The following is a 22894-nucleotide window of genomic DNA, read 5'->3' as shown; positions in this document are numbered from 1 at the left end:
GCGATCTGAGAGGACGGCCATGACGCTCAAGGACGGGTGGAAGGGACGGTTCTACGAGGACTTCCAGGTGGGCGACGTCTACCGGCATCCCCTCGGGCGCACGGTCACCGAGAGCGACAACACGTGGTTCACGCTGCTGACGATGAACACGAACCAGATGCACTTCAACGGCGAGTACGCCGCGAAGTCGGAGTTCGGCAGGCCGCTGGTCGTGTCCACGCTGACCGTCGCGATCGCGGTCGGGCAGAGCGTCATCGACACCACCCAGAACGCGTTCGCCAACCTCGGCTGGGAGGACATCACGATGTCCCACCCCGTCTTCGCCGGCGACACCCTGTTCAGCGAGTCGCTCGTACTGGACAAGCGCGAGTCGGCGAGCCGCCCGCACGCCGGCATCGTCACGATCCGCACCCGCACCCTCAACCAGGACGGCGACGAGGTCTGCACGTTCCGCCGCACGTTCCTCGTCTACAAGCGGGGCGCCGAGCCGCTGAACGACCTGTTCCCCGAAGGCAGGACGCCGCTGACCCTCGAAGCCGAGGAAGAGCGCGCATGAGGATCACCTTCGCTCCCTGGGGCGAGACGCTCGCGGAGCTGGCCGACGCGGCCCGCCGCGCCGAGGCCGCCGGCGCGGAGGCCGTCTGGGTACCGGAGCTGCACCGCAGCGCCACCGTCGCCGCCGCCGCGACCGCCGCCGCGACCGAACGGGCCCGGGTCGGCACCGGTATCGCGCTCGCGTTCACCCGCAGCCCCATGACCACCGCACTGGAGGCGCTGGACCTGGACGACATGTCCGGCGGCCGGTTCGTCCTCGGCCTCGGCAGCGGCGTCCAGCGGCTCAACGAGGACTGGCACAACGTCCCGTTCGGCAAGCCCGTCCGGCACATGCGGGAGGCCGTCCGCAACATCCGCGCCTTCTGGGAGACCTGCACCACCGGCGAGCCGATCGACCTGCCCGGCGACGAGGAGCCGATGCGCATCCGCGGCTACCAGCGTCCCTTCGCCGTGCGCCGGACCGGCATCCCCGTCTACATCGCCGCGATGGGCCCCGCCATGACCCGCCTCGCCGGGACGATCGGCGACGGCTGGATCAGCCACGAGCTGTGCTCTCCGCGCTACCTGGCCGAGCGGGTCATGCCGGAGCTGGAGACCGGGATCGGCCGCACGGAGGGCAAGCGGCGCGAGGACGTCGACGTCGTCGTCTCCGCGTGCTGCTCGGTCGCGGACGACCGCGCCACCGCGCTGCGCCGCGTGTCCGGGCTCGTCGGCTTCTACGCCAGCGTCCGCACCTACACCGACTTCTTCGCCTTCCACGGGCTGGCGGAGCAGCAGCAGGCCGTCATCGGCGCGTTCCGCAACGGCAGCGGCGCCGAACACCTCGGCGAGACGGTCTCCCCCGACATGATCGACGCGCTCACGATGGCGGGCGGACGCGACGAGGTCGCCGAACGCATCGCCGCGTACGAGGGCCTCGCCGACTCGGTGAAGCTCAGCCCGCCGACCCACGGCCTCAGCGCCGCCGAGACCCGCGCGGCCCAGGACGAACTCCTGGCGCTGCTGCCAGACCTCACAGGGAGCGCCTCGTGAAACCTCTGGAAGACGTCCGCATCATCGCCGTCGAGCAGTACGGCGCCGGACCGTTCGGCAGCGTCCACCTCGCCGACCTGGGCGCCCAGGTGATCAAGATCGAGGAGCCCCGGTCGGGCGGCGACGTCGGACGCTACGTCCCCCCGTACGGCGAGGGCGAGGACTCGCTGTTCTTCGAGACGTTCAACCGCAACAAGCGCAGCCTGTCCCTCGACCTGTCGACGGACGCGGGCCGCCGGGTCTTCGAGGACCTGGTGAAGGTGTCCGACGCCGTGTACTCCAACCTGCGCGGCGACGTCCCGAAGAAGATCGGCATCACCTACGACGACCTGAAGCACCTGAACCCGGCCATCGTGTGCTGCTCGCTCACCGGGTTCGGCATGACGGGGCCGCGCAGCAAGGAGCCGGGCTACGACTACGTCCTGCAGGGCCTCGCCGGCTGGATGGACCTGACCGGCGAACCGGACGGCCCGCCCACCAAGTCGGGGCTGTCGATGGTCGACTACTCCGGCGGGTTCGTCGCCGCCGTCTCGCTGCTGGCCGGACTGCACGCGGCGCGCCGCGACGGCGTCGGCATGGACTGCGACGTCAGCCTGTACGACACCGCGATCGGGCTGCTGACCTACCCGGCGACGTGGCACCTGAACGCCGGTTTCACGCCGGTGCGGACACGCCACTCGGCGCACCCGTCGCTGGTGCCGTTCCAGGCGTTCGAGGCGAGCGACGGCTGGTTCATCGTCGGCTGCGCGAAGGAGAAGTTCTGGACGCGGCTCGCCTCCGTCGTGGGCCACCCCGAGTGGGCCGAGCCCGAGTCCGGCTTCGGGTCGTTCGCCGACCGCGGACGCAACAGGGACACGCTGATCCCCCTCCTGGAGGACATCTTCCGGCGGCGCACCGTCGCCGGATGGCTGGCGGACCTGTACGCGGCGTCCATCCCCTGCGGCCCCATCAACGACGTCGAGCAGGCCATGCAGGAGGAGCACACCAAGGCGCGCGGGCTGCGGGTGACGACCGAGCACCCGCGCTTCGGGACGGTGGAGCAGCTCGCCTCCCCCGTCCGGGTGGGCCTCGAGCCGCCCGAGTACCGCCGGGCGCCGCAGCGCAACGAGGACTTCGACCTGGTGATACGCGAGATCGCCGGGTATGACGACGCCACGGTGGCGGAGCTGCGGGCAGGCGGCGCGTTCGGCGACGCCGCGGCGTCCGCCGAGACCACCGGGACGGAGCCGGAGGCGGCGTCGCGATGATCGCACGGGAGCTGGCCGCCTGGGCGCTCGGCCTCGCCGAGGTGCCCGGGCCGGTGAGCGCCGCCGCGACCCGGCACCTGCTGGACGGGTTCGGCACCGCGCTCGGCGCCCTCCGGACGGGCGCGGCGCTGCCCGCGACCGAGGTGGCGCGCGGCCTCGGCGGCCCGCCCGAGGCGGCCGTGCTCGGCACCGCCGAGCTGCTGTCCGCGCCCGCCGCGGCCCTCGCGAACGGCACGCTGGTGCACGCCCTCGACTTCGACGACACGCACGCGGGCGGTCTGGTGCACGCGACCGCGGTCGTGCTGCCCGCCGCGTTCGCCGTCGGCCAGCAGACCGGCGCCTCCGGGCGGGACATCCTGACGGCGGCGGTCGCCGGATACGAGACGGCCTGCCGGGTCGCCGCGGCCGCGCCGCACGGCTTCCACGCGCGCGGCCTGCACGCGACGATGGTCGCCGGGGTGTTCTCGTCCGCCCTGGTCAGCGCGCGGCTCCTCGGGCTGGACACCGGCCGGGCCGCGAACGCGCTCGGCATCGCGGGCAGCCAGGCGGGCGGCCTGCTCGCCTTCCTCGGCACCGGGGCGTCGACGAAGCAGCTCCACCCCGGGTTCGCGTCGCAGTCCGGGATCATCGCGGCGCGGCTGGCGGCGGCGGGCGCGACCGGGCCGGACACCGTCTTCGACGGCCCGCACGGCGTGTTCGACACCCTCTCGGCGCATCCCGCCGACGCCGCGTCCATCGTGGACGGGCTGGGGGAGCGCTGGGAGACCACCCGGATCGGGATCAAGCCGTACGCGGCATGCCAGCTCTCGCACGCCACGATCGGCGCGGTCCTGGACGCGATGGAGCGCGAGCGGTTCGGCCCGGACGACGTCGTGAGCGTCCACGCCCGGGTCCACCCGGACTCGGCGCCGGTCGTCTGCGACACCGCGCGCGACCTGACCCGTCCCGCGAGCCCGTACGCGGCGAAGTTCTCACTGCCGTGGACGGTCGCGGCGCTGATCGCCGACGGCGGGCTGACGCTGGAGACCTTCGCGGCGGACTCGATCGCCAGGCCCGAGGTGACCCGGCTCGCGGCCCGCGTCCGCTGGGACGTCGCCGGCGTCCCCGGCGTGGCCGCCGCCGACGCGTCCGGCCAGGTCACGATCACGCTCGCCGGCGGCCGGGAGGTCACCGGGTCGGTGCCGCGCAGCGAGGGCGGCGGCGACCGCCCGCTCGGCCGCGCGTCGCTGCTCGCCAAGTTCCAGGGCAACGCCGGCGTCCCGGCGGCGGAGGCGGAGGAGTTCGCGGGCGTCGTCGAGACGCTCGGCGGGCAGCCGGACGCCGCCGCCGTCATGCGGGCCGCCGCGCGGCTCGCCCAGCTCACCCACAGTGCGCAGGAGAAGGAATGACACTGCAAGCGATCAAGCCCGCCGAGTTCCCGTGGTTCCCCTACGAGGGGTTCACGTTCTGCCTCGGCCTGTCCGAGGACGGCGGCGCGTGGTCGTCCGGGCACACCTCCGCCGCGCACGACGCGGCGGCCGGGAAGATGACCGTTTCGGGGACGATGGCCGAGCAGGCCCCCACCGCCTACGCGAAGGTCATGGCGATCATGGAGGCGGCCGGGTACGGCCCCGGTGACGTCGTGCACGTGACGGAGAACGTCACGGTCGCCGGGCTGGCCGACTACGAGGCCGCCGCGGCGGCCCGCGAGGAGGTCTTCGGCGCGCACGAGCCGACGGTGGCGACCGTGGTCGTGGAGCGGCTCGTCCGGTCCGCCGCGCTGCTGGAGGTCGAGGTGCACGCCGTGCGGGGCGGCGGCGCGGAGCTGCTCGCGGCCGGCGAGCGGCGCGAGGCCGGGACGTGGGTGCCCGCGCCGGTCCGCGAAGGCCACGACGGCACCGTGCACCTGCCGACCATGGTCCCGGTGGACGCGTCCGGCGACATCGTCAGCCCCGGCGACCTCGCCGGCCAGTACGCCTACTGCCTCGACCAGGCGGACGTGCTGCTCCGCAAGGCCGGCCTGTCGCTCGACAACGCGGTCACGACCTACGATTACTCGACGCCGGAGACCCGGGAGGTGTACCGCAGGACCCACCGCGTCCGGAAGGAGCGGCTCGGCGGCGCGGGCGTGTACCCGGGCGCGGGCGGCATCCTGATGAGCCGGCTGCACCACCCCGAGGCGCTCGTCGCGATCGACGTCACGGCGTCGCGGCATCCGCTGGAGCCGGTCAACCCGGGCTGGTCCCGGTACGACACGCTGACCTACGCGCCGGGCGTCCGGGCGGGCCGGACGCTGTTCATGTCGGGGTTCGCGGCGCTCGACATGACGACGCAGGAGGCGCTGCACCCGGGCGACATCGGCGCGCAGGCCGAGGCGACCTACGGCTCGGTCCTGCACCTGCTGGACCACGCGGGCCTCGGCCCGGCGGACCTGCTCTCGACCATCGAGTTCTGCGTCGAGTCGGCGCTGCGGGACTACCGCGCGGTCGCGCCCGTCCGGGAACGGCTGCTGTCGCCGCCGTGGCCCGCGTCGACCGGCGCGATCTGCAAGGCGCTGCTGCGTCCCGAGTTCCTGCTGGAGGTGTTCCCGACGGCCCTCTACCCGGAGGGCGCCCCGACCACGAGGACGCCGACCACGGGGACGCCGACCACGGGGACGCCGACCACTGGGACGCCGACCACGGGCGACGCGGCCACGGGGGACGCGTCATGACGCTGCTCACCGACGACATCCGCGCGCTCGTCGGCCGGACCAAGGCCTACACCGCGCCCGAGCCGATGGGAGCCGCCGCCGGCCGCTACTTCGGCCTCGCGATCGGCGACCACAACCCGCTGTACTCCGACCCCGGGTACGCGCGGGCGCAGGGCCTCCCCGACGTGACCGCACCGCCGACGCTGATCTGCGAGACGAACCAGTACACGAACCTGCCCGTCGGGCCGGACGGCGACTCGGGCCACAACTGGGGCATCGAGATCCCCGGAACGCGGCGGGTGCGCGGCGGCAACCGCTACGTCTTCCACCGCCGCATCCTGCCGTCCGACATCGTCACCGCCACCTGGGAGATCACCGACGTGGCCGGCAAGACGAACCGCGCGGGCGCGGAGATGCTGATCGTCACGTCGCGGGCGACGTACACGCAGCAGGACGGCGAGACGCTCGCGGAGAACGAGGAGACCGTCATTTTCGTTTCGCTGGAGGCCCGGGCATGACGGCCGCACAGGCAGCGCACAAGGCGGGGGACGCCGTGCCGCCGCTGGAGCGCCGCATCGGGCTCCCCGACATGATCGCCTACGCGGGCGCCACCTGGGACTGGTACCGGCTGCACTACGACACCGAGTTCGTGAAGGCGTCGAAGCTGCCCGGCGTGGTCGTCGACGGCCAGGTGTTCGGCGCGCTGCTGGTCGAGCAGATCCAGGACTGGCTCGGGCCGAAGTGCTTCGTCCGCACGCTGGAGTTCGGCTTCAAGGCGCTGGTGTTCGCTGAGGAGACCGTCCGCTGCGAGGGGACGGTCACCGAGGCGGGCGACGGCTTCGTGGACCTCGACCTGCGGGTGGTCGTCGTCGGCGACGGCGGCGAAGCCGACCGCGTCGCCGTCGCGCCCGCCCGCGCCCGCGTCCTGCTCGGCGGCGCCGACGGGCCCGGCGCGGCGGAGGCGCCATGAGCACGGGTGTCGCGATCGCCGGCGCCGCCGAGTGCGACCTCGGGGTGACGAACCGGTCGATCCTCGGCCTCCAGGCGCAGGCGGTCTCGCGGGCGCTGGACGACGCGGGCCTCGGCCTGCGCGACGTCGACGGCATCGCCACGACCGGGGTGTCCCGGTTCTCGGCGACGCAGCTCGCCGACTACTTCGGGCTCCAGCCGCGCTGGACGGACTCGACGTTCGCGGGCGGCTCGGCGTTCGAGATGTTCGTCGCCCGCGCCACCCAGGCCATCCAGGCCGGGCAGGCCGAGACGATCGTGATCAGCTTCGCGTCCGACCAGCGGTCGGCCCGGTCCCGCTCGCTCGGCGGCGTCGTCGAGGACCACACGCCCGAAGCGCAGTTCGAGACGCCGTACGGGCCGCTGTACCCGCTGTCGTACTACGCGATGGCGGCGCAGCGGTACCTGCACACCTACGGCGCGACGCGCGAGCGGCTCGCCGAGATCGCCGTGGCCGCACGCGAATGGGCGCTGCTGAACCCGGTGGCGTTCCGGCACGGCAAGGGCCCGCTCACCGCGGCCGACGTGACCGGCTCCGCGATGATCTCCAGTCCGCTGACCGCGCTGGACTGCTGCCTGGTCACCGACGGCGGCGGCGCGATCGTCCTGACGTCCCTCGAACGGGCCCGGGACCTGCGCCGCACGCCCGTCGAGGTGCTCGGGTACGGCGAACGGACGACCAACACGTCGATGACCGCCGTACCCGACCTGACCGCCACGGGCGCCGCCGGCTCCGGCGCCGACGCGTTCGCCCGCGCGGGCGTCACCCCGGCCGACATCGACGTCGTGCAGGTGTACGACTCGTTCACGATCACGGTCGCGCTGACGCTGGAGGGGCTCGGCTTCTGCGGACGCGGCGAGGCCCTCGACTGGATCGCCGGCGGCCGGATCAGGCCCGGCGGCGACGTCCCGCTCAACACCTCGGGCGGCGGCCTGTCCTACTGCCATCCGGGCCAGTTCGGGATTCTGCTGCTCGTCGAGGCGGTGCGGCAGCTGCGCGGCGACGCCGGCGACCGGCAGGTCCCGGACGCGCGGCTCGCCGTCGCGCACGGCACCGGCGGGATCCTCTCGACGCATGCCACGGTGGTCCTGGGGGTGGACCGATGACCGATGCCTTCGAACCCGGCGTCCCCGAGCCCGACGAGGTCACGGCCCCCTGGTGGGACGCGACGCGGGAGCACCGCCTCGTCCTGCAGACCTGTACGCGCTGCGTCCGGGAGAGGCGGCCCGCCGCACAGCATCCGCCGCGCGCGCTCTGCGTCCGCTGCGGGTCGGACGAACTGGACTGGGTCGGGTCCGGCGGCGCCGGCGTCGTCGACTCCTTCACGGTCGTGCACCGCGCCCCGCGGCCGGACCTCGCCGTCCCCTACGTCATCGCGCGTGTGCGCCTGGCCGAGGGGGTCGTCCTCCTCACCCGGCTCCAGGGGCGGGAACCGGACGGCTGGCACATCGACGACAAGGTCCAGGTCACCTGGGTCGGTCTTGACGACGGGCGGGCGCTCCCCGTGTTCGTCCCGGAGAAAGGCGGCAGCTGAGTGGATTTCCAGCTGAACGAGGACCAGCGCGAGTTCCGCGCCGTCCTGCGCGACTTCGTCGACAAAGAGATCATCCCGGTGGCGCGCGACTGGGAGCAGTCCGGCCGCTACCCCACCGAGATCGTCAAGGGCATGCGGGACATGGGCCTGTTCGGGATCACCGTCCCGGAGGAGTACGGCGGCCTCGACCTCGACCCCGTCTCGTTCGCGCTCGTCTTCGAGGAGATCGCGCGCGGCTGGATGGGCATCGCCGGCATCCTCGGCAGCCACTCCCTCGCCTGCCGCATGATCGCGATGCACGGCACCGACGAGCAGAAGCGCACGTACCTTCCGGACCTGGCCACCGGCAAGCGCCGCACCGGCATCGGCCTCACCGAGCCGGACGCGGGCACCGACCTCCAGGGCATCCGCACCACGGCCCGGCTGGACGGCGACCACTACGTCGTCACCGGGTCCAAGATGTGGATCACCAACGCCCGGCACGCGGACCCGCTGCCGGTGCTGGTGAAGACCGACCCGTCCGCGTCCCCGGCGCACAAGGGCATGAGCATCCTGCTCGTGGACGCCGGCACCGAGGGCTACCAGATCACCAAGGACATCCCGAAGCTCGGCTACAAGGGCACCGAGTCGTGCGAGATCGTCCTGGACGGCGTGCGGGTGCCGAAGGAGAACCTGCTCGGCGGCGTCGAGGGCAAGGGCATGCAGCACGCGCTGTCCGCGCTGGAGTGGGGCCGGGTCAACATCGCCGCGCGGTCGGTAGGCATCGCGCAGCGCGCCCACGACGAAGCGCTCGCCTACGCGGGGCAGCGCAAGGCGTTCGGGCAGACCATCGGCGAGTTCCAGGCCGTCCAGCTCCAGCTCGCCAGCGTGGCGACGCAGCTTCAGGCGGCGCGGCTGATGGCGTACTTCGCGGCGGACGCGGTCCGGCGGGGCCGCGCCGACGGGCAGACCGGGATGGCGAAGATCTTCTGCTCGGACGTCGCCCTCCAGGCCTCGATCGAGGCCATGAAGGTGCACGGCGGCTACGGCTACTCCACCGAGTACGAGGTGGAGCGGCTGTACCGCGACGCGATCCTGATGAGCATCGGGGAGGGCACGAACGACGTCCTGCGGACGGTCGTGGCCAAGTCGCTGCTGCGCGGCGAAACGGTCGTGCGGTGAGCACCGGGCGGCTGCCGCGCAGCTACCTGTACGTCCCGGGGAACGCCCCGGACAAGCTCGGCAAGGCGCTGGCGCGCGGCGCCGACGCCCTGATCGTCGACCTTGAGGACGCCGTCCCGCCGGGCGGCAAGGACGCGGCGCGGCGCGCGGTCGCCGGCTGGCTGCGCTCCGGCCTGAGGACGGGCGGCGCCGAGCTGTGGGTCCGCGTCAACGGCGGCGAGACGGGGGAGGAGGACGTCCGGACGCTCGCCGGGATCCCCGCGCTGACCGGCCTCGTCCTCGCCAAGTCCGAGGACGCCGCGCACGTCGCGGCGGCCGCCGGGCTGCTGGCCGCCCTCGGCGACGTGACGACCCTGCTGATGCCGCTGCTGGAGACCGCGGGGGCGATCCTGGACGTGCGGGACATCGCCGGCGCGCCCAGGGTCCACCGGCTCCAGATCGGCGAGGTCGACCTCGCCGCCGACGCCGGCCTGGACCCGGGACCGGACGAGGCGGAGCTGGCGTTCGCCCGCGGCATGACCGTCATGGCGAGCGCCGCCGCCGGGCTCCACCCGCCGGTCGGGCCGGTCTCGGTGATCACGTCCGACGCCGAGGCGCTGGCACGGTCCACCGACCGGGTCCGGCGGCAGGGCTTCGTGGGGCGGGCGTGCATCCATCCCGCGCAGATACCGGTCGTCCACGAGGTGTTCACGCCGTCGGCGGCGGAGGTCGCGCGGGCCGAGGACGTCCTGGCGAGGTACAAGGCCGCCGCCGCGGCGGGATCGGGCGTCGTCCTGGACGCCGATGGACGCCTCATCGACGCGGCCGTCATCCGCACCCTCCTCACCACCCTCGCCCGCTCAGGTCAGGACCGGTAAGGGACGCCTATCGCTACGCTCAGGCACCATTCGCTTCTCATCTGTCGCACTGGTGCACTAGAGTCCCGTGCCCAAGCGGGGTTTCGGGCGGTCTGCCCCTCTCGTCCGCTCCGGAACGGTTGCTCCCTCGACCACCTCACGAGGAGGTCACATGCACGGGGACCTGGAAACCCTCTACGACGCCCACGCACACCGTCTGTACGCGCACTGCTGGTCGCTGCTGGGCGACCACGGTGCGGCCGACGCCCTCAGGGAGACGCTCACCAGGGCGATACGGCAGCCACCGCGCGGTGAGACGGTGCTGGGGCTGCATCACATCGCTCGTACGGTCTGCGCTGAGCGAGGCGCGTTCGGCCATGTCCGTCCCGTCTTCGTTCAGGCGGCCATCGACCCGCTGCTGGACGGGATCGGCAACCTGTCCGCCGGCCACCGCGAGGCCCTGCTGCTGTCCGCGGGTCAGTGGCTGGAGGTCCGCGACATCGCCGTCGTCCTGCGCATCTCGCCGGACCGCGTGCACGAACTCCTCCACCAGGCGCGCACCGCGCTGGAACGCTTCGTCCTCGACGTTCTCATTCGCGGAACCGCCGATCCCGCCAAGCACATGGACGTCATCTCGGCGTTCGAAAAGGGACGGCTCCCGCACCTTCTGGCCCGCCGCGCCCCCACCTGGGCGCCCGCCCCGCTGCGCGACCGGGTGCTGGCCGCCGCCGACCGCGAGCGCGACGCGTCCGGCCCCGCCTCCGCGGAGGCCGTCATGCCGGACGGCCCGCTCGTAGTGATCGACTCCGGTCCCGACTCCGCCGCCCCGGCACGGAAGCGCCCCGGCCGCCGCAAGGCCGCCCTCAAGGGCGTCGGCGGCGTGGCCGGGGTGGCCGCCACGGTCGCGGCCGGCCTGATGATGACGTGGCCGTCCGCGGACAGCGGCACGGTGGGCGCCCTGGGGCCGCACGAGAGCACCTCCCGTCCGGGGCCCGTCCCGGCGGGCGGCGTCACCGAGGAGCCGGGCGCCTCGAAGAGTCCGGACGACGGGCGGAACGAGACCGCGCCGGCCCCGGCCCCGACGACGAAGGAGCGGGCCCCCGTCACCGAGGAGCCCGCGCTTTCGGGCAACGGCACGGCCGGTCCGACGACGGCGCCGGAGCGCGACACCCCGCCCACGCCCTCCCCCACCCGGCCGACGTCGCGCCAGGAGACGCCTCCGCCCACGCAGGAGTCACCGGAGCCGCAGCCGGACGAGCGGTCGCGCACGGACGGCCCGCTCGATCCCATCACCGACATCGTCGGCCACCTCACCTCCCCGATCTTCGGCGGGCTGGCAGGCCACTGAGCCGGACCGGGTTCAGGCCCAGGCGCGGAGGACGTCGTCCACGGTTGAGCGGGGCGTCGATCGCGGTCGCGACCGCCGGCCACCTGCCGTCCTCGGGGCTGATGCTGAGCGGTGTCCCGCTGTTCGACGAGGAGGAGCGGGCCGGGTTCCTCGCGAACTGGACGCCCGACGCGCCGATCGACGACCAGGGCTCCCAGTTCACCTGGGCCGTCGAGCGCTACCTGCGCACCTGGGGGCCGGACGTTCCGCCGGGCATGCTGCACCTGGCCGTGTCCGAACTGATGCGCGTCGCGGAGCGCTACGCGTGGGGCTACCAGGCGGCGTTCCGCTACGACCCGTCCGGCGCGCTGGCGGCGGCGGACGTCCCGGTTCTGCTGCTCGACGCCGAGTTCGACCTGCTCGCCCCCAAGGACGCGCTCGCCATGGAGCTGGCGCGGGACGCGCGGCTCGTCGTCCTGCCCGGCCTGCGGGGCCAGCCGCACCTGCGGGCCCCGGACGACTTCGCCGCGGCGCTGCTGGAGTTCGTCCGGGAAGTCACCGATCCGGAAGGGGATCCACGCTCATGACCAAGGTCGACGTCACGGTGGCCGACACGGTCCGCTCCCCGTCTCCCGAGCGCGTAGGGCGCGGATGGCCGACCTTCTCGATGGCGGGTTTTTCGATGGCGGGCTTTCCCGATGGCGGGCTTTCCCGATGGCGGGGATTGACTCGCCGTGTGGGCACCCGGCAAGCTCTCGGATAACGCAGGATGGAACTCGATTCCGGTGAACGGAACGGAAGGTGGGGGTCGTGGCACTGTTCCCGGGCGGTGCGCCGCTCTCGATGGCCGGGGGCGTCCGCGAGTTCGCCGCCGCCACACCGCACACCGTCGCCGTCATCGACGGGGACCGCAGCCTCACCTACCGGGCCCTGGACGAGCGGTCCAGCCGGCTGGCAGGGGCCCTCCTCTCGCGGGGGCTGCGGCCCGGCGACCGCGTCGCCGTCCGGCTCGGCAACCGGCTGGAGTACCCCGAGGTCATCGCCGCGGCGGCCAAGGCCGGGCTGGTGCTCGTCCCCGTCGGGACCAGGCTCACCGACGTAGAGACGTCCTACATCATGGAGCATTCGGGCGCCCGCGCCTTCGTCTCCGGCACCGAGCCGCCCGTCCCGGTCGACGTCGTCCTGGGGATGGGCGAGACGGGCGCCGCGTCGTACGAGAAGGCTCTGGAGTCCGCGCCCGCCGCCGACCCGATGGTCGCCGTCGACGAGAACGAGCCCTTCTGCCTCTACTACACGTCCGGCACGACAGGGAAGCCCAAGGGCGTCCTCAGCAGCCACCGCGCGCGAACCCTCATGTGCTACCTGTCCGCCATGGAGTGGGGCCTCGGCGCCCGCCGCGTCAGCCTGGCCGTGGCGCCGATGTACCACGGCGCCGGGATGGTCTTCGACTACGCGCCCGTCGTCGCCGGCGGCACCGTGGTCATGCTGCCCAAGTGGGACCCCGAGCACATGCTCGCGCTCGCCGAGAAGCACCGCGCCCAGTCTGCGTTCCTCGTCCCGACCCACGCGCAGACGCTCCGCGCGTCCGGCGCCCTCGGCCGCCATGACGCGTCCAGCCTCGACACCCTCTACTTCAACGCCGCCGCGCTGCCCGCCGTCCTGAAGGACTGGGTCATGGACGCGTTCCCGCACGCGGGCGTCCACGAACTGTACGGCTCCACCGAGGCGGGCATCGTCACCAACTGCCGTCCGGCCGACGCCGAACGCACCGGCTCGGTCGGGCTGCCCTGGTACATGACCGAGGTCCGCGTCGTGGACGCGGCGGGCGATCCGGCCGGGCCGGGCGAGCGCGGCGAACTGTTCAGCCGCTCCCCGTTCCTGATGAACGGCTACCTGCGCGACGACGCCGCCACCGACGCGTGCACCACCGACGACGGCTTCCTCACCAGCGGCGACATCGTCGTCCGCGACGAGGACGGGTTCATCTACGTGGTGGACCGCAAGAAGGACATGATCATCTCCGGCGGCACCAACATCGCGCCCCGCGAGGTCGAGGAGGTCATCGCGGCGTTCCCCGGCGTCGCCGAGTGCGCCGTCGTCGGGCGGCCGGACGAGCGGTGGGGCGAGCTGGTCGCCGCGTACGTCGTCGCGCTCCCCGGCGCGTCCGTCGACGCCGACGCCCTTGAGGAGCACTGCCGCGAACGGCTGTCCGGCCCGAAGGTGCCGCGCAGCGTCGAGTTCCTGCCCGCCCTTCCCCGCAACGCCGCCGGCAAGATCCTCAAGCGCGAGCTCCGCGGCCGCTGACCCGGCCCGGCCGGCCGGCCGGACCCGGACCGTGCCCGTCCCCCCGACCTGAAAGAGGTACCCCTATGCGGCCGCATGTCGAGCTCATCCAGGAGGACGACTACATCTGGCACGCCGCCGAACTGGTCGGCGGGGAGGGCCGTGCCAGCGAGCGCAGGCTCTCCGCCGACGAGGAGGACGGCTCCTGCTCGCTCCGGATCGCCTTCCACACCGACTGGGGCCGCGGCCCCGGCATCCACCACGCCGACACCGAGTACTACGTGCTCGAAGGGTCGATGACCTACAACGGGAAGCGGCTCGGCAAGGGCGGCTACGTGTACGCGCCCAAGGGCGTCCCCACCGAGGCCATCACGTTCAGCGAAGGCACCCGCCTGCTGCACTACCGCGAGTACGGCGACGCCGGTTTCGACGCCGTCGAGAACACCCACGCCCCCCGCTGGCAGGACGCCCGCGAAGACGTCATCGTCATGGACTCCGACGCCATGACGTGGGACGCGGTGCCCAACCCCGGCCCCATGCCCGGACTGTTCATCAAGTACCTGCACGTCGACCCGGTCACCGGTTTCTACACGCGGCTCGTCCACGCCCAGGAGGGCTGGACCGACCACCGCCTCGCACACCACCCGTGCTACGAGGAGGCGTACACCGTCCAGGGGCACATGGAGTACAACTTCGGCACGCTGGACCTCGGCACCTACTTCTTCCGTCCCGCCCGTGTGAAACACGGCCACTTCACCAGCATGGAGGGCGGCGCGACCTGGCTGCTGCGCTCCGACGGCGAGCTGTTCAACTGGTACACGCAGAGCGAATGGGTCCGCTGGGGCGGCGAGGCCATCAACTGGGGCCCCGGCGACGGGCGGCTGCGCTGGTCGACGTCCACCCACGACATGGGCGCCGGATCCCCCGGCCGCAGCGAACGCGACCTGGCCGACCTGCGGGCCTCCGTCGAATACCAGCGTGAACAGGGGCAGATCGACGAGGACTACGTCCAGCACGGGACCGGCACCGACAAGAGCCTCATCGCCATCGCCAAGGCCCTCGACTCGGCCCGCCTCCAAGACGGCCACGGGCACGACCACGAGCACGGGCACGGGCACGCGCACGCCCCGGTGAACGCCGACTGGGGCGCGGACCCGGGCTCCCTCGAACACCCCGGCGACCGCACCGACGACCTCGCGCACGTCTGGGGCGCCGGACGCAGCTGGAAGCAGGGCGACCCCGTCCCCGCCCCGATCCTGTCCAGCCGCCCTGTCCGCAGCCGCAGCGCGGGCCGCTGGAACGGCGACGGCATGTAGCGGCCACGCGCGACGGAGATCGTTCACCTGGCGGAACGGCTTTACACTAATCGGAACAGATCCGTCCGGACGTCCGAAGGAACCAGGTCCATGGCCAGCACCGTCCAGCCCAGTGGCCTGTCCCCGCGCACCGAGGAGCGCGGGGGCACCGGCCAGACCATCGCCACGGTGGAACGGGCGGCCGACGTCCTCATGTACTTCGCCGAACAGCGGTCGGCGACCCTCGGCGTCACCGAGGTGGCCACCGCGCTCGGGCTGTCCAAGGCGGCGGTGCACCGCATCCTCACGTCCCTGCGCGGGCACGGCCTGATCGAACTGAACGAGGCGACGCGGCGCTACTCGCTCGGCATCGGCGCGATGAAGCTCGGCGTGGCCTACCTGGAGCGGCTCGACGTCCGGACGGTCGCGCACCCCGAACTCGTCGCGCTGTCCGAGCGCACCGCCGAGACCGCGACGCTGTCGGTCCGGTCCGGCTGGACGCGCTCCTACATCGACCAGGTGACCCCGCGCCGCGAACTGATCATGTCGGTGACGCTCGGCGTCCCGTATCCGCTGCACGCCGGAGCGTCGTCCAAGGCGTTCCTGGCGTACCTGTCCGACGACGAGATCGACCACTACCTGGCGCAGCCCACGCTGGAGCAGCTCACCGCGGCGACCATCGCCAGCGGTCCGCGGCTGCGGCGCGAGATCGAGGAGATCCGCGCCCGCGGCTACGCCCGCTCGGACGCCGAGCGGCAGGCGGGCGCGGCGTCGGTCGCCGCGCCGATCCTCGACCACAACGACCGGCCGATCGCCGTCGTCAGCGTCAGCGGCCCCATCGAGCGGTTCACCGCCGAGGCCGGCGCGTGCGCGGCGGCCCTGCTGCAGACGGTGCGGCGGCTGTCCGAACGCTTCGGCCACCGCCCCGCCTGACGTCCGGCCTTCCTTCGCACGGAACGGATGGAGGAGCGAGCGTGACGACGGCCCTGAACTACGACCTCGTCATCGTCGGCGCGGGCACCGGGGGCATCCCGTGCGCCGCGGAGGCGGCGGCGTGCGGCGCCCGCGTGCTGCTGGTCGAGAAGGACTCCCGGATCGGCGGCACCCTGCACAGCTCCGGCGGGCAGATGTCCGCCGGCGGCACCCGCCGGCAGCGCGAGCACGGCATCGACGACTCCGTCGAGGCGCACCTCGCCGACATCGAGCGCATCAGCGGCGGCACCGCCCGCGCCGACCTCGTCGAACTCGCCGCCCGGCACGCGCCCGAGACCATCGACTGGCTCGACGACCTCGGCTTCGACTTCGCGCCCGAGTCGCCCCGGCTCGTCTACGGCCACGAGCCGTACGGCGTCCCCCGCACCTACTACGGCAAGGACGGCGGCCTGTCGATCCTCGCCGTCCTGAAACGGCTGCTGGACGAGCAGATCACCGCCGGGCGGGTCGACCTGTGGCTCGGCAGCACCGCGATCGGCCTCACCGAGGGGCCCGGCCGCGCGCCGGCCGTCGGCGTCCTGCGCCGCGGAGTCGACGAGGTCGAGGTGACGGCCCCCGCGGTCGTCCTCGCCACCGGCGGATTCGGCGCCGACGAGGAGCTGTTCACGGAGGTCGAGGGCTTCCCCCTCGTCAGCGCCGCCCACCCGACGTCCACCGGCGACGGCCTCGTCATCGCCCGCGACGCCGGCGCCGCGATCGCCGGACGCGGCCGGTACCTTCCGACGTTCGGCGGCCTCCCGCACCCCACCACGCCCGGCAAGGCGTACTACGAGGACCGCCCGCTGCTGGTCGCCAACGAACGGCTCCCCTGGGAGATCTACGTCGACCGCGCCGGACGCCGGTTCGTCGCCGAGGACGAACCCAGCATCGACCTCAAGGAACGCGCCCTCGCCGCCGCCACCGACGGGACGTTCTGGACGGTCTTCGACGACCGGGCACGGCTCGCCTCCGTCCCGATGGTCGTCGGCTGGAGCCCCGAAGACGTCCTGGCCAAGGCGGGCGCCCGCCCCGGCGTCCACAAGGCGGGCTCGCTCACCGGACTGGCCGCCCTCACCGGCATCTCACCGGACGGCCTGACCGCCACCGTCGAGCGCTACAACACCGCGGTCGCCGCAGGCCACGACGCCGAATTCGGCCGCACCCACCTGCCCGCCCCCATCACGGACGCCCCGTTCTTCGCGATGGAGAACCACGGCATCACCCTGATCACCTTCTCCGGCGTGGACGTCGACGAACACCTGCGCGTCCGCCGCACCGACGGCACCCCCATGGAGGGCGTGTACGCACTCGGCGAACTGATCGGCGCCGCCGCCACCTGCGGCAACAGCTTCTGCGGCGGGATGCTCGTCACCCCCGCCCTCACCTTCGGCCGCCTCCTCGCCCACCGCCTCTTCGCGTCGCGTCCCGGCCGGTGATTCTGCCGATGCGGGCATCCGGGGAGCACGGAGATCATGACTCGACTCCGTCACTCGCCGGCCCGTGGAGGGATCGAAGTGAGGTACTCACCAGTCACCCGGCTGCTGGTCGCGGCGCTGGTCGCCGCCGGGCTCGCCGCCGCGCCGGGGACCGCGCAGGCGCAGGGCGGCCCCACCGTGGAGGGGCCGATACCGGGTGCGCCGCCCGGTGACCCGTCGTCGCCCGACGTGAAGAACACCTATCCGTGGATGGCCACGAACGTCGACCTGGCCTCGCACGGATATGTGGAACAGGAGTTCTTCGTCTCCGGCGAGGCCGACGCCTACAGCGCCACGGGGGAACGGCTCGCCACCGGCGTCCCGTACAAGACCCGTGTCATCGTGCGGAGGCCGGCCAAGGCCCACCGGTTCAACGGCACGGTGATCGCGGAATGGCAGAACGTCACGGCGGGATACGACCTGGACGCCCTGTGGAGCAGCGAGCAGATCATCCGGGACGGGTACGCCTGGGTGGGCATCTCCGCGCAGCGGGTCGGCGTGGAACACCTCGCCGAGTGGAGTCCGGCCCGCTACGGCGGCCTGGACGTCACCGGCGGCGGGCGGTTCACCGGCGACGAACTGTCGTACGACGTCTTCGCCCAAGTGGCGAAGACGCTGCGTGAACGCGGGGCCTCGGCGCCGCTGGGCGGACTGAAGGCGGACACGCTGCTGGGCGCGGGCGCGTCACAGTCGGCGTTCCGGATGACCACCTACTACGACGCGGTTCTTCCGCAGGGCGAGAAGGTCTTCGACGGGTATGCGTTCGTCGTCGGCCCCGCCCCGGGCCGGCGCGGCCCCGAACCGGTGTTCCAGGTCCTTTCGGAGACCGACGTCCGCTCGTCCGAGCGGCCACCGGACTCGGAGACGTTCCGCCGCTGGGAGGTTGCGGGGGCCGCTCATTCCGGCTGGCACGGGCAGCAGTACCGGCGGCCGATCCTGACCCGCGACCTCGGTTCCGCCCCCACCTACCAGTGCGCCAGGCCCGCGTTCAGCCGCGTCCCGCTGCACCATGCGATCGCCACCGCGTACGCCCATCTGGTGCGGTGGACCAAGTGGGACGCGGCCCCGCCGTCCGCGCCGCCGCTCCAGCTCAACCCGGACGGCAGCAAGGTCCGCGACTCGCTGGGGCTGGCCAAGGGCGGGATACGCCTCTCCCAGGTCGAGGCCCCGACCGCGCTCAACACGGGGGAGAACTCCGGCGAGACGTTCTGCTTCCTGTTCGGCACCCACGTGCCGTTCGACGATGCGCAACTCGGCTCGCTCTACCCGTCCCACGGCCGCTATGTCGCGGCCGTCTCGAAGGCGGACGTCCGCAACGTGCGGAACGGTTACCTGCTCCCGGCGGACGCCCGGCAGAACCGCATCGACGCGATCCGCTCGGACGTCGGCAAGGACTGAAAGGTCCTGATCATTCGGGCAGTGCTCCCCGCCCGCACGGGGAGCACTGCCGTTCCACCGGCCCGCGAACATGCGAACCACCGGGCACATCGATTGCGGCCAACTCAATCGGCGCAAACGTAGGATGGGGGGATGACGGGCACGGCCGACGACGAGCTGCTGAAGCTGGACACGCAGGTCTGCTTCGCGCTGCACGCGACCTCACGGGCGTTCGACGCGCTCTACCGGATACGGCTGCGGGACCTGGGGCTGACCTACCCGCAGTACCTGGCCATGCTGGCTCTCTGGGAGACCGACGGCCTCACGGTGAAGCAGCTCGGCGAGCGCCTCCGCCTCGACTCCGGGACGCTCTCGCCGCTCATCAAGCGCCTGGAGACCGCCGGTCTCGTGGAGCGCCGCCGGGGCCGCGAGGACGAACGTTCGGTGTCGGTGCACCTGACCGAGGAGGGCACCGGCCTCCGTGACCGCGCCGTGGACGTCCCCCGGCGGATGCTCGACTCGACCGGCCTGACCGCGCACGAACTGGCCCAGCTCCGCCGCACCCTGCAGCACATGACCCGGCATCTCGACGCGGCGACCGGCTCCGCCGCCTGATCACTACGTGCGGCCTCTGGGGCGGCGCAGGAGGAACAGGCGGACCCGGCCCAGGCCCTGCAAGGGGCGGGGACGGAGTGTGGAGATGTCGTAGGCGTCGGCAGGGATCGCCGCGGACAGTCCGCTGTCGATGAGGACCGTTCCGGGGTAGGCGGCGGCGGTCAGGCGCGCGGCGAGGTTGACGGGCGTACCGAACACGTCGCCCAGCCGCTGGATGACTTCGCCGTAGGCCAGGCCGACGCGCACTTTCGGGAAGTCGGGGTCCTCGTTGAAGCGCTCCGCGATGCGCAGGCCGATGTCGGCGGCGGCGCGGGGTTCGGACGCGACGAACAGGACCTCGTCGCCGAGCGTCTTGATGACGCGTCCGCCCAGTTCGGCGATGATCTCGGCGGTGGTGACCTCGAACCGTTCGACGAACGCGGCGAGGGCGTCGCCGTCGAGGCGGCGGCTCAGACGGGTGAAGGAGACGACGTCGGCGAAGCCGACCGCGAGGTGGGCGATGCCGGCGGCCGGGTCGGACTGGGCGGCGGCCGTCGTGGCGGCGGCGCGCATCCCGGCGGCGGTGAGCTGGCGGCGCCAGCCGTGCAGCAGGAGGCGTTCGAACGCGGGACGCAGTTCCTCGGTGGCGGCGAGGGCGGCGGTGACGAGATCGGCCGCGGCCGGGTCGTCGGAGGGAAGTTCACCGAGCCGCTGGAGCCAGACGTCCCCGAGCCAGCTCGCGAGGCGGCCCATCGTCTGGCCGACGGCGCGGGCGAGCTGGAGGACCATGTCCTCATCGACCAGCTCGGTGCCGAGCAGCTCCTTGATCTCCTGGAGCGCGGCGACGTCCCCGTCGGTGAAGGCGACCTCGTCGTCGGGAGGAGTCGGGAAGCCGAGCGCCTGCCAGATGCGGCGCGCGTACTCGTCGGGGACGCCCGAAAGGGGCTCGACCTCTTTGCGCGTGTAGCGCAGCGGGCCGCCGAGGAGGGTCTCCTCGATGTCGTCCGGGTCCCCCATGACGCCCGCCCCTATGTGTCATTGACCGATGTAACAATAGTGCCGGAGTAAGATCACGGCGGTCAAGGTGGACGAGTCCGGCGGGCGGGGGCATGGCCGAGTACCGAATCGACGAGCTGGCGCGGCTGGCCGGAAGCACCGTGCGCAACATTCGCGCCTACCAGGACCGGGGGCTGCTGCCGCCACCCCGCCTCGAAGGCCGCGTGGGCCTGTACGACGAGCAGCACCTCGCGCGGCTCCGGCTGATCGGCAAGCTGCTCGGCCGCGGCTACACGTTCGCGATCATCAAGGACCTGCTGTCGGCGTGGGAGACCGGCAAGGACGTCGGCGAGGTCCTCGGGCTGGAGAAGGTGCTCACCGACCCGTGGTCGGACGAGATCCCCGGCACCACCACCTACGACGAGCTCGCCGAGATCTTCGGTACCGGGCTGAACGCCGACGAGTTCGCCCGCGTGCGGGACCGGACCATCGAACTCGGCCTCATCGAACCGCACGGAGACGAGTACCGGGTACCGAGCCCCCGGCTGCTGCACGTCGGCGCCGAACTCGTCGCCGCGGGCATCCCGCTCGACGCCGTCCTCGACATCGCCGGGCAGATCCGCGACGACTGCGACGTGATCGCGGGCCGGTTCGTGAGCCTCGTCCAGGAGCACGTGTTCGCCCGTCTGGAGGACCCGCCCGCCCCGGACGGCGAGAAGGTCACCGAGGTCGCCGCGGTGGTCCGCCGGATGCGGCCGCTGGTGAAGACCGTCGTCGAGCCGTTCATCGCCAGGGCGATGGAGGCCCGCGTCCAGGAGGCCCTCGGCGAGCACCTCGAAACGATCAGGGACCATCTCGGCGAGACGCCCGGCTGAGCCGTCACAGGAGCGAGGCGCCCCAGACGACCGTCACCGTGTGCGGCGCGCCCTCGGAGTCGGTGAACGTGAGGGTGCCCTGGCCCGGCAGGCCGATGATGAAGGTGCGCAGGCTGATCGTCACCTGGCTGGTGCCGTCCGCGGGCATGCCGCCCTGCATGTCCGACAGGACGAGCTGGTTCGTCGACGTCATCGCCGTCCACGTCACCGGGCCGCTCTTGGCCGCGAGGCTCACCTGGGCGGTCTTGGTGCCGTAGAGCTCGACCTTGGCGGGGTTGACGACGAGGACGCCGGGCCGCACGGGCGGGTTGGACGAAGGCGGCGGCCGCCCCGGTTCCGCGGGCTCCTCCGGGGTGTCCGTCTGGGGGCTGAGGGGCGGCTGTTCCGGACGGCCGGACGCGTCCCCGTCCGGTCCCCGGGACGGCTGCGACTCGCGGCCCGAGCCCTCCGGCGGCGAATGCTGCGTGATGGACGGCTGCGGCTGCGTGCGGAACGGCGGCCAGGACAGCGAGTCGCCGCTGATGCCGGGCCCCATGACGAAGACGGCGATGAGGGCGGCGGCCAGCGCACCCGCCATGCCGCCCCCGGTGAACAGCCACCGGCGGGTGAACGGCGAGGGTACGTCCGGCTGGCACGGCAGGCCGGACGGGGTGAGCGCGCCGCCGCGCGCGGCGATGTCGGCCCGGTAGCCGGCGAGCTCGGGATCGGTCGCGGTGTGCATGACGCGGTGCCGCAGCGCCGCGGGCAGCACCGGGGCGGGCGCCCGCTTCAGCAGCGCCGCCGCGGTCAGCCCGCCGAGGCGGCGGCAGCCGGCGCAGCCGGCGACGTGCCGCTCGTCCGACGGATCGGCGGGGGAGACCTCGGGGCGCCGGTGAAAGGCCCGCCGGAACGGCCGGGCGGTGCGCGGCGGGGTCGGCGGCGCATCCGGCTCGTCCGTCCGGGACGCGGTCCGTGCGGCCAGGACGGCGACGCCGGGCGACTCCGCCCCCTCGTCGGCGGCGGTCTCGCCGGGCGAGTCGGCGGCGCAGGCGCGGACGGCGCGGCTCAGCTCCTTCTGGAGTGCGGCTTCGAGTTCGGCCCGTCCCTGCCGCACCCGCATGGCGGCCCGGCGCGCGGACAGGCCGAGCGCCGCGCCGAGGCGGGCCGGACGCAGCCCATGCCGGAACGCGAGCAGCATCACCTCCTGCTCCACGGGCTCCAGCCTGGCCAGTGTGCCGTTGAGCAGCCGGTGCAGCTCGTCGGAGGGCGGCCGGTCGGGGACGGGACCGTCCGATTCGGCGCGGTCCAGAAAGGGGATGTCGGAGAACTCGCCGTCCCGGTCCCAGAACAGGACCTTCGCCCGTCCGCGGCGGATGCAGCGGCGGCGGGCCGCCCCGTACAGCCAGGAGCTCAGATGCAGGTGGTCGCGCATCCGGGGGGCGCGGCGGCAGGCGTCGATGAACGTGTCGTGGACGATGTCGGCGGCGACTTTCGCATCACCGGACATTGACAGCGCGTAGTCATAAAGGCGCTCACCGTACTCGTCGTAGAGCGCGGCGAGTGCGGCCTCGTCGCCTTCGTTCAGGCCTTTGACGAGGTTACGGTCGGCTGTGTGCGAGGAGGGGGACAACCTGGGCATTCACGCTCCCGGCAGCGGCATGAGGCGTCCGTCCCCA

At 73.0% G+C, this 22894-nt stretch carries 22 protein-coding genes; 20 read left to right on the top strand and 2 right to left on the bottom strand.

All coding sequences use genetic code 11. From position 1 onward, the window contains the following. Nucleotides 1-19: 19 nt before the first annotated feature. The 19 genes from ACGFIS_RS21980 to ACGFIS_RS21890 all read left to right on the top strand — a co-directional run bounded on the left by ACGFIS_RS21980 (nucleotide 20) and on the right by ACGFIS_RS21890 (nucleotide 19389). On the top strand, nucleotides 20-556 hold the full coding sequence (locus tag ACGFIS_RS21980; RefSeq protein WP_392903404.1) for a MaoC family dehydratase: 537 nt from the start codon (nucleotides 20-22) through the stop codon (nucleotides 554-556). Beyond that, nucleotides 553-1587 (top strand): LLM class flavin-dependent oxidoreductase, encoded by a 1035-nt coding sequence (locus ACGFIS_RS21975; protein WP_392903406.1) that lies wholly within the window; start codon nucleotides 553-555, stop codon nucleotides 1585-1587. Before ACGFIS_RS21980 ends, ACGFIS_RS21975 begins: the two co-directional genes overlap by 4 nt. Next, nucleotides 1584-2834 carry a CaiB/BaiF CoA transferase family protein gene (locus tag ACGFIS_RS21970; RefSeq protein ID WP_392903408.1) on the top strand — a complete coding sequence of 417 codons (1251 nt, stop codon included), beginning with the start codon at nucleotides 1584-1586 and terminating at the stop codon, nucleotides 2832-2834. The genes ACGFIS_RS21975 and ACGFIS_RS21970 overlap by 4 nt, the downstream gene beginning before the upstream one ends. Beyond that, the gene (locus ACGFIS_RS21965; protein WP_392903411.1) at nucleotides 2831-4222 is read left to right on the top strand and encodes an MmgE/PrpD family protein; all 1392 of its coding nucleotides are present in this window, start codon (nucleotides 2831-2833) and stop codon (nucleotides 4220-4222) included. The genes ACGFIS_RS21970 and ACGFIS_RS21965 overlap by 4 nt, the downstream gene beginning before the upstream one ends. Continuing rightward, nucleotides 4219-5526 carry a RidA family protein gene (locus tag ACGFIS_RS21960; RefSeq protein WP_392903413.1) on the top strand — a complete coding sequence of 436 codons (1308 nt, stop codon included), beginning with the start codon at nucleotides 4219-4221 and terminating at the stop codon, nucleotides 5524-5526. The genes ACGFIS_RS21965 and ACGFIS_RS21960 overlap by 4 nt, the downstream gene beginning before the upstream one ends. After that, a complete protein-coding gene (locus tag ACGFIS_RS21955) occupies nucleotides 5523-6023 on the top strand; it encodes a MaoC family dehydratase N-terminal domain-containing protein (RefSeq protein ID WP_392903416.1) in 501 nt (166 codons plus the stop codon). The genes ACGFIS_RS21960 and ACGFIS_RS21955 overlap by 4 nt, the downstream gene beginning before the upstream one ends. Next, nucleotides 6020-6475, top strand: a complete 456-nt coding sequence (locus ACGFIS_RS21950; protein ID WP_392903419.1) for a MaoC/PaaZ C-terminal domain-containing protein — start codon at nucleotides 6020-6022, stop codon at nucleotides 6473-6475. The genes ACGFIS_RS21955 and ACGFIS_RS21950 overlap by 4 nt, the downstream gene beginning before the upstream one ends. Next, nucleotides 6472-7620, top strand: a complete 1149-nt coding sequence (locus ACGFIS_RS21945; protein WP_392903422.1) for an acetyl-CoA acetyltransferase — start codon at nucleotides 6472-6474, stop codon at nucleotides 7618-7620. Before ACGFIS_RS21950 ends, ACGFIS_RS21945 begins: the two co-directional genes overlap by 4 nt. Beyond that, nucleotides 7617-8048 (top strand): Zn-ribbon domain-containing OB-fold protein, encoded by a 432-nt coding sequence (locus ACGFIS_RS21940; RefSeq protein WP_392972288.1) that lies wholly within the window; start codon nucleotides 7617-7619, stop codon nucleotides 8046-8048. The genes ACGFIS_RS21945 and ACGFIS_RS21940 overlap by 4 nt, the downstream gene beginning before the upstream one ends. Continuing rightward, complete coding sequence (locus ACGFIS_RS21935; RefSeq protein ID WP_392972286.1) at nucleotides 8049-9209, top strand: acyl-CoA dehydrogenase family protein; 1161 nt, start codon at nucleotides 8049-8051, stop codon at nucleotides 9207-9209. Continuing rightward, on the top strand, nucleotides 9206-10066 hold the full coding sequence (locus ACGFIS_RS21930) for an HpcH/HpaI aldolase/citrate lyase family protein (RefSeq protein ID WP_392903429.1): 861 nt from the start codon (nucleotides 9206-9208) through the stop codon (nucleotides 10064-10066). Before ACGFIS_RS21935 ends, ACGFIS_RS21930 begins: the two co-directional genes overlap by 4 nt. A gap of 151 nt (nucleotides 10067-10217) precedes the next feature. Beyond that, nucleotides 10218-11393: a hypothetical protein gene (locus ACGFIS_RS21925; RefSeq protein WP_392972284.1), complete on the top strand. Its 1176-nt coding sequence runs from the start codon at nucleotides 10218-10220 to the stop codon at nucleotides 11391-11393. 44 nt (nucleotides 11394-11437) lie between these two features. Beyond that, complete coding sequence (locus tag ACGFIS_RS21920; RefSeq protein ID WP_392972282.1) at nucleotides 11438-11959, top strand: alpha/beta fold hydrolase; 522 nt, start codon at nucleotides 11438-11440, stop codon at nucleotides 11957-11959. 223 nt (nucleotides 11960-12182) lie between these two features. After that, the gene (locus tag ACGFIS_RS21915) at nucleotides 12183-13676 is read left to right on the top strand and encodes a class I adenylate-forming enzyme family protein (RefSeq protein ID WP_392903434.1); all 1494 of its coding nucleotides are present in this window, start codon (nucleotides 12183-12185) and stop codon (nucleotides 13674-13676) included. 65 nt (nucleotides 13677-13741) lie between these two features. Further along, the gene (locus ACGFIS_RS21910) at nucleotides 13742-14971 is read left to right on the top strand and encodes a DUF4437 domain-containing protein (protein WP_392972280.1); all 1230 of its coding nucleotides are present in this window, start codon (nucleotides 13742-13744) and stop codon (nucleotides 14969-14971) included. A gap of 90 nt (nucleotides 14972-15061) precedes the next feature. Then, complete coding sequence (locus ACGFIS_RS21905) at nucleotides 15062-15883, top strand: IclR family transcriptional regulator (RefSeq protein WP_392903438.1); 822 nt, start codon at nucleotides 15062-15064, stop codon at nucleotides 15881-15883. A 41-nt stretch (nucleotides 15884-15924) separates the two neighbouring features. After that, the gene (locus ACGFIS_RS21900) at nucleotides 15925-17358 is read left to right on the top strand and encodes an FAD-dependent oxidoreductase (protein WP_392903439.1); all 1434 of its coding nucleotides are present in this window, start codon (nucleotides 15925-15927) and stop codon (nucleotides 17356-17358) included. A 78-nt stretch (nucleotides 17359-17436) separates the two neighbouring features. Then, nucleotides 17437-18795: an alpha/beta hydrolase domain-containing protein gene (locus ACGFIS_RS21895; RefSeq protein ID WP_392972278.1), complete on the top strand. Its 1359-nt coding sequence runs from the start codon at nucleotides 17437-17439 to the stop codon at nucleotides 18793-18795. Between the two features lie 132 nt (nucleotides 18796-18927). Then, nucleotides 18928-19389, top strand: coding sequence for a MarR family winged helix-turn-helix transcriptional regulator (locus ACGFIS_RS21890; RefSeq protein ID WP_392903445.1), 462 nt, complete (start codon nucleotides 18928-18930; stop codon nucleotides 19387-19389). Between the two features lie 3 nt (nucleotides 19390-19392). Here ACGFIS_RS21890 and ACGFIS_RS21885 read toward each other — a convergent pair whose 3' ends face one another. After that, the gene (locus ACGFIS_RS21885; RefSeq protein WP_392903447.1) at nucleotides 19393-20385 is read right to left on the bottom strand and encodes an adenylate/guanylate cyclase domain-containing protein; all 993 of its coding nucleotides are present in this window, start codon (nucleotides 20383-20385) and stop codon (nucleotides 19393-19395) included. A gap of 92 nt (nucleotides 20386-20477) precedes the next feature. On the opposite strand from ACGFIS_RS21885, the gene ACGFIS_RS21880 reads away from it, so the two are divergent. After that, nucleotides 20478-21239, top strand: a complete 762-nt coding sequence (locus tag ACGFIS_RS21880) for a MerR family transcriptional regulator (protein ID WP_392903450.1) — start codon at nucleotides 20478-20480, stop codon at nucleotides 21237-21239. A 4-nt stretch (nucleotides 21240-21243) separates the two neighbouring features. On the opposite strand, the gene ACGFIS_RS21875 is transcribed toward ACGFIS_RS21880, so the two are convergent. Then, the gene (locus ACGFIS_RS21875) at nucleotides 21244-22857 is read right to left on the bottom strand and encodes a sigma-70 family RNA polymerase sigma factor (protein ID WP_392903452.1); all 1614 of its coding nucleotides are present in this window, start codon (nucleotides 22855-22857) and stop codon (nucleotides 21244-21246) included. Nucleotides 22858-22894: the final 37 nt, after the last annotated feature.

The sequence above is a fragment of the Spirillospora sp. NPDC048824 genome (assembly GCF_043198455.1).
Lineage (GTDB): Bacteria > Actinomycetota > Actinomycetes > Streptosporangiales > Streptosporangiaceae > Spirillospora.
Note: the sequence above shows the minus strand (reverse complement) of the source record. Positions and strands in the feature narration are given on the sequence as shown.

Excerpts from the sequence above, each read along its gene's own strand:
- ACGFIS_RS21980 (WP_392903404.1), top strand. The coding sequence starts at position 20 with ATGACGCTCAAGGACGGGTGGAAGGGACGGTTCTACGAGGACTTCCAG.
- ACGFIS_RS21975 (WP_392903406.1), top strand. The coding sequence starts at position 553 with ATGAGGATCACCTTCGCTCCCTGGGGCGAGACGCTCGCGGAGCTGGCC.
- ACGFIS_RS21965 (WP_392903411.1), top strand. The coding sequence starts at position 2,831 with ATGATCGCACGGGAGCTGGCCGCCTGGGCGCTCGGCCTCGCCGAGGTG.
- ACGFIS_RS21960 (WP_392903413.1), top strand. The coding sequence starts at position 4,219 with ATGACACTGCAAGCGATCAAGCCCGCCGAGTTCCCGTGGTTCCCCTAC.
- ACGFIS_RS21955 (WP_392903416.1), top strand. The coding sequence starts at position 5,523 with ATGACGCTGCTCACCGACGACATCCGCGCGCTCGTCGGCCGGACCAAG.
- ACGFIS_RS21950 (WP_392903419.1), top strand. The coding sequence starts at position 6,020 with ATGACGGCCGCACAGGCAGCGCACAAGGCGGGGGACGCCGTGCCGCCG.
- ACGFIS_RS21945 (WP_392903422.1), top strand. The coding sequence starts at position 6,472 with ATGAGCACGGGTGTCGCGATCGCCGGCGCCGCCGAGTGCGACCTCGGG.
- ACGFIS_RS21940 (WP_392972288.1), top strand. The coding sequence starts at position 7,617 with ATGACCGATGCCTTCGAACCCGGCGTCCCCGAGCCCGACGAGGTCACG.
- ACGFIS_RS21925 (WP_392972284.1), top strand. The coding sequence starts at position 10,218 with ATGCACGGGGACCTGGAAACCCTCTACGACGCCCACGCACACCGTCTG.
- ACGFIS_RS21910 (WP_392972280.1), top strand. The coding sequence starts at position 13,742 with ATGCGGCCGCATGTCGAGCTCATCCAGGAGGACGACTACATCTGGCAC.
- ACGFIS_RS21905 (WP_392903438.1), top strand. The coding sequence starts at position 15,062 with ATGGCCAGCACCGTCCAGCCCAGTGGCCTGTCCCCGCGCACCGAGGAG.
- ACGFIS_RS21890 (WP_392903445.1), top strand. The coding sequence starts at position 18,928 with ATGACGGGCACGGCCGACGACGAGCTGCTGAAGCTGGACACGCAGGTC.
- ACGFIS_RS21885 (WP_392903447.1), bottom strand. The coding sequence starts at position 20,385 with ATGGGGGACCCGGACGACATCGAGGAGACCCTCCTCGGCGGCCCGCTG.
- ACGFIS_RS21880 (WP_392903450.1), top strand. The coding sequence starts at position 20,478 with ATGGCCGAGTACCGAATCGACGAGCTGGCGCGGCTGGCCGGAAGCACC.
- ACGFIS_RS21875 (WP_392903452.1), bottom strand. The coding sequence starts at position 22,857 with ATGCCCAGGTTGTCCCCCTCCTCGCACACAGCCGACCGTAACCTCGTC.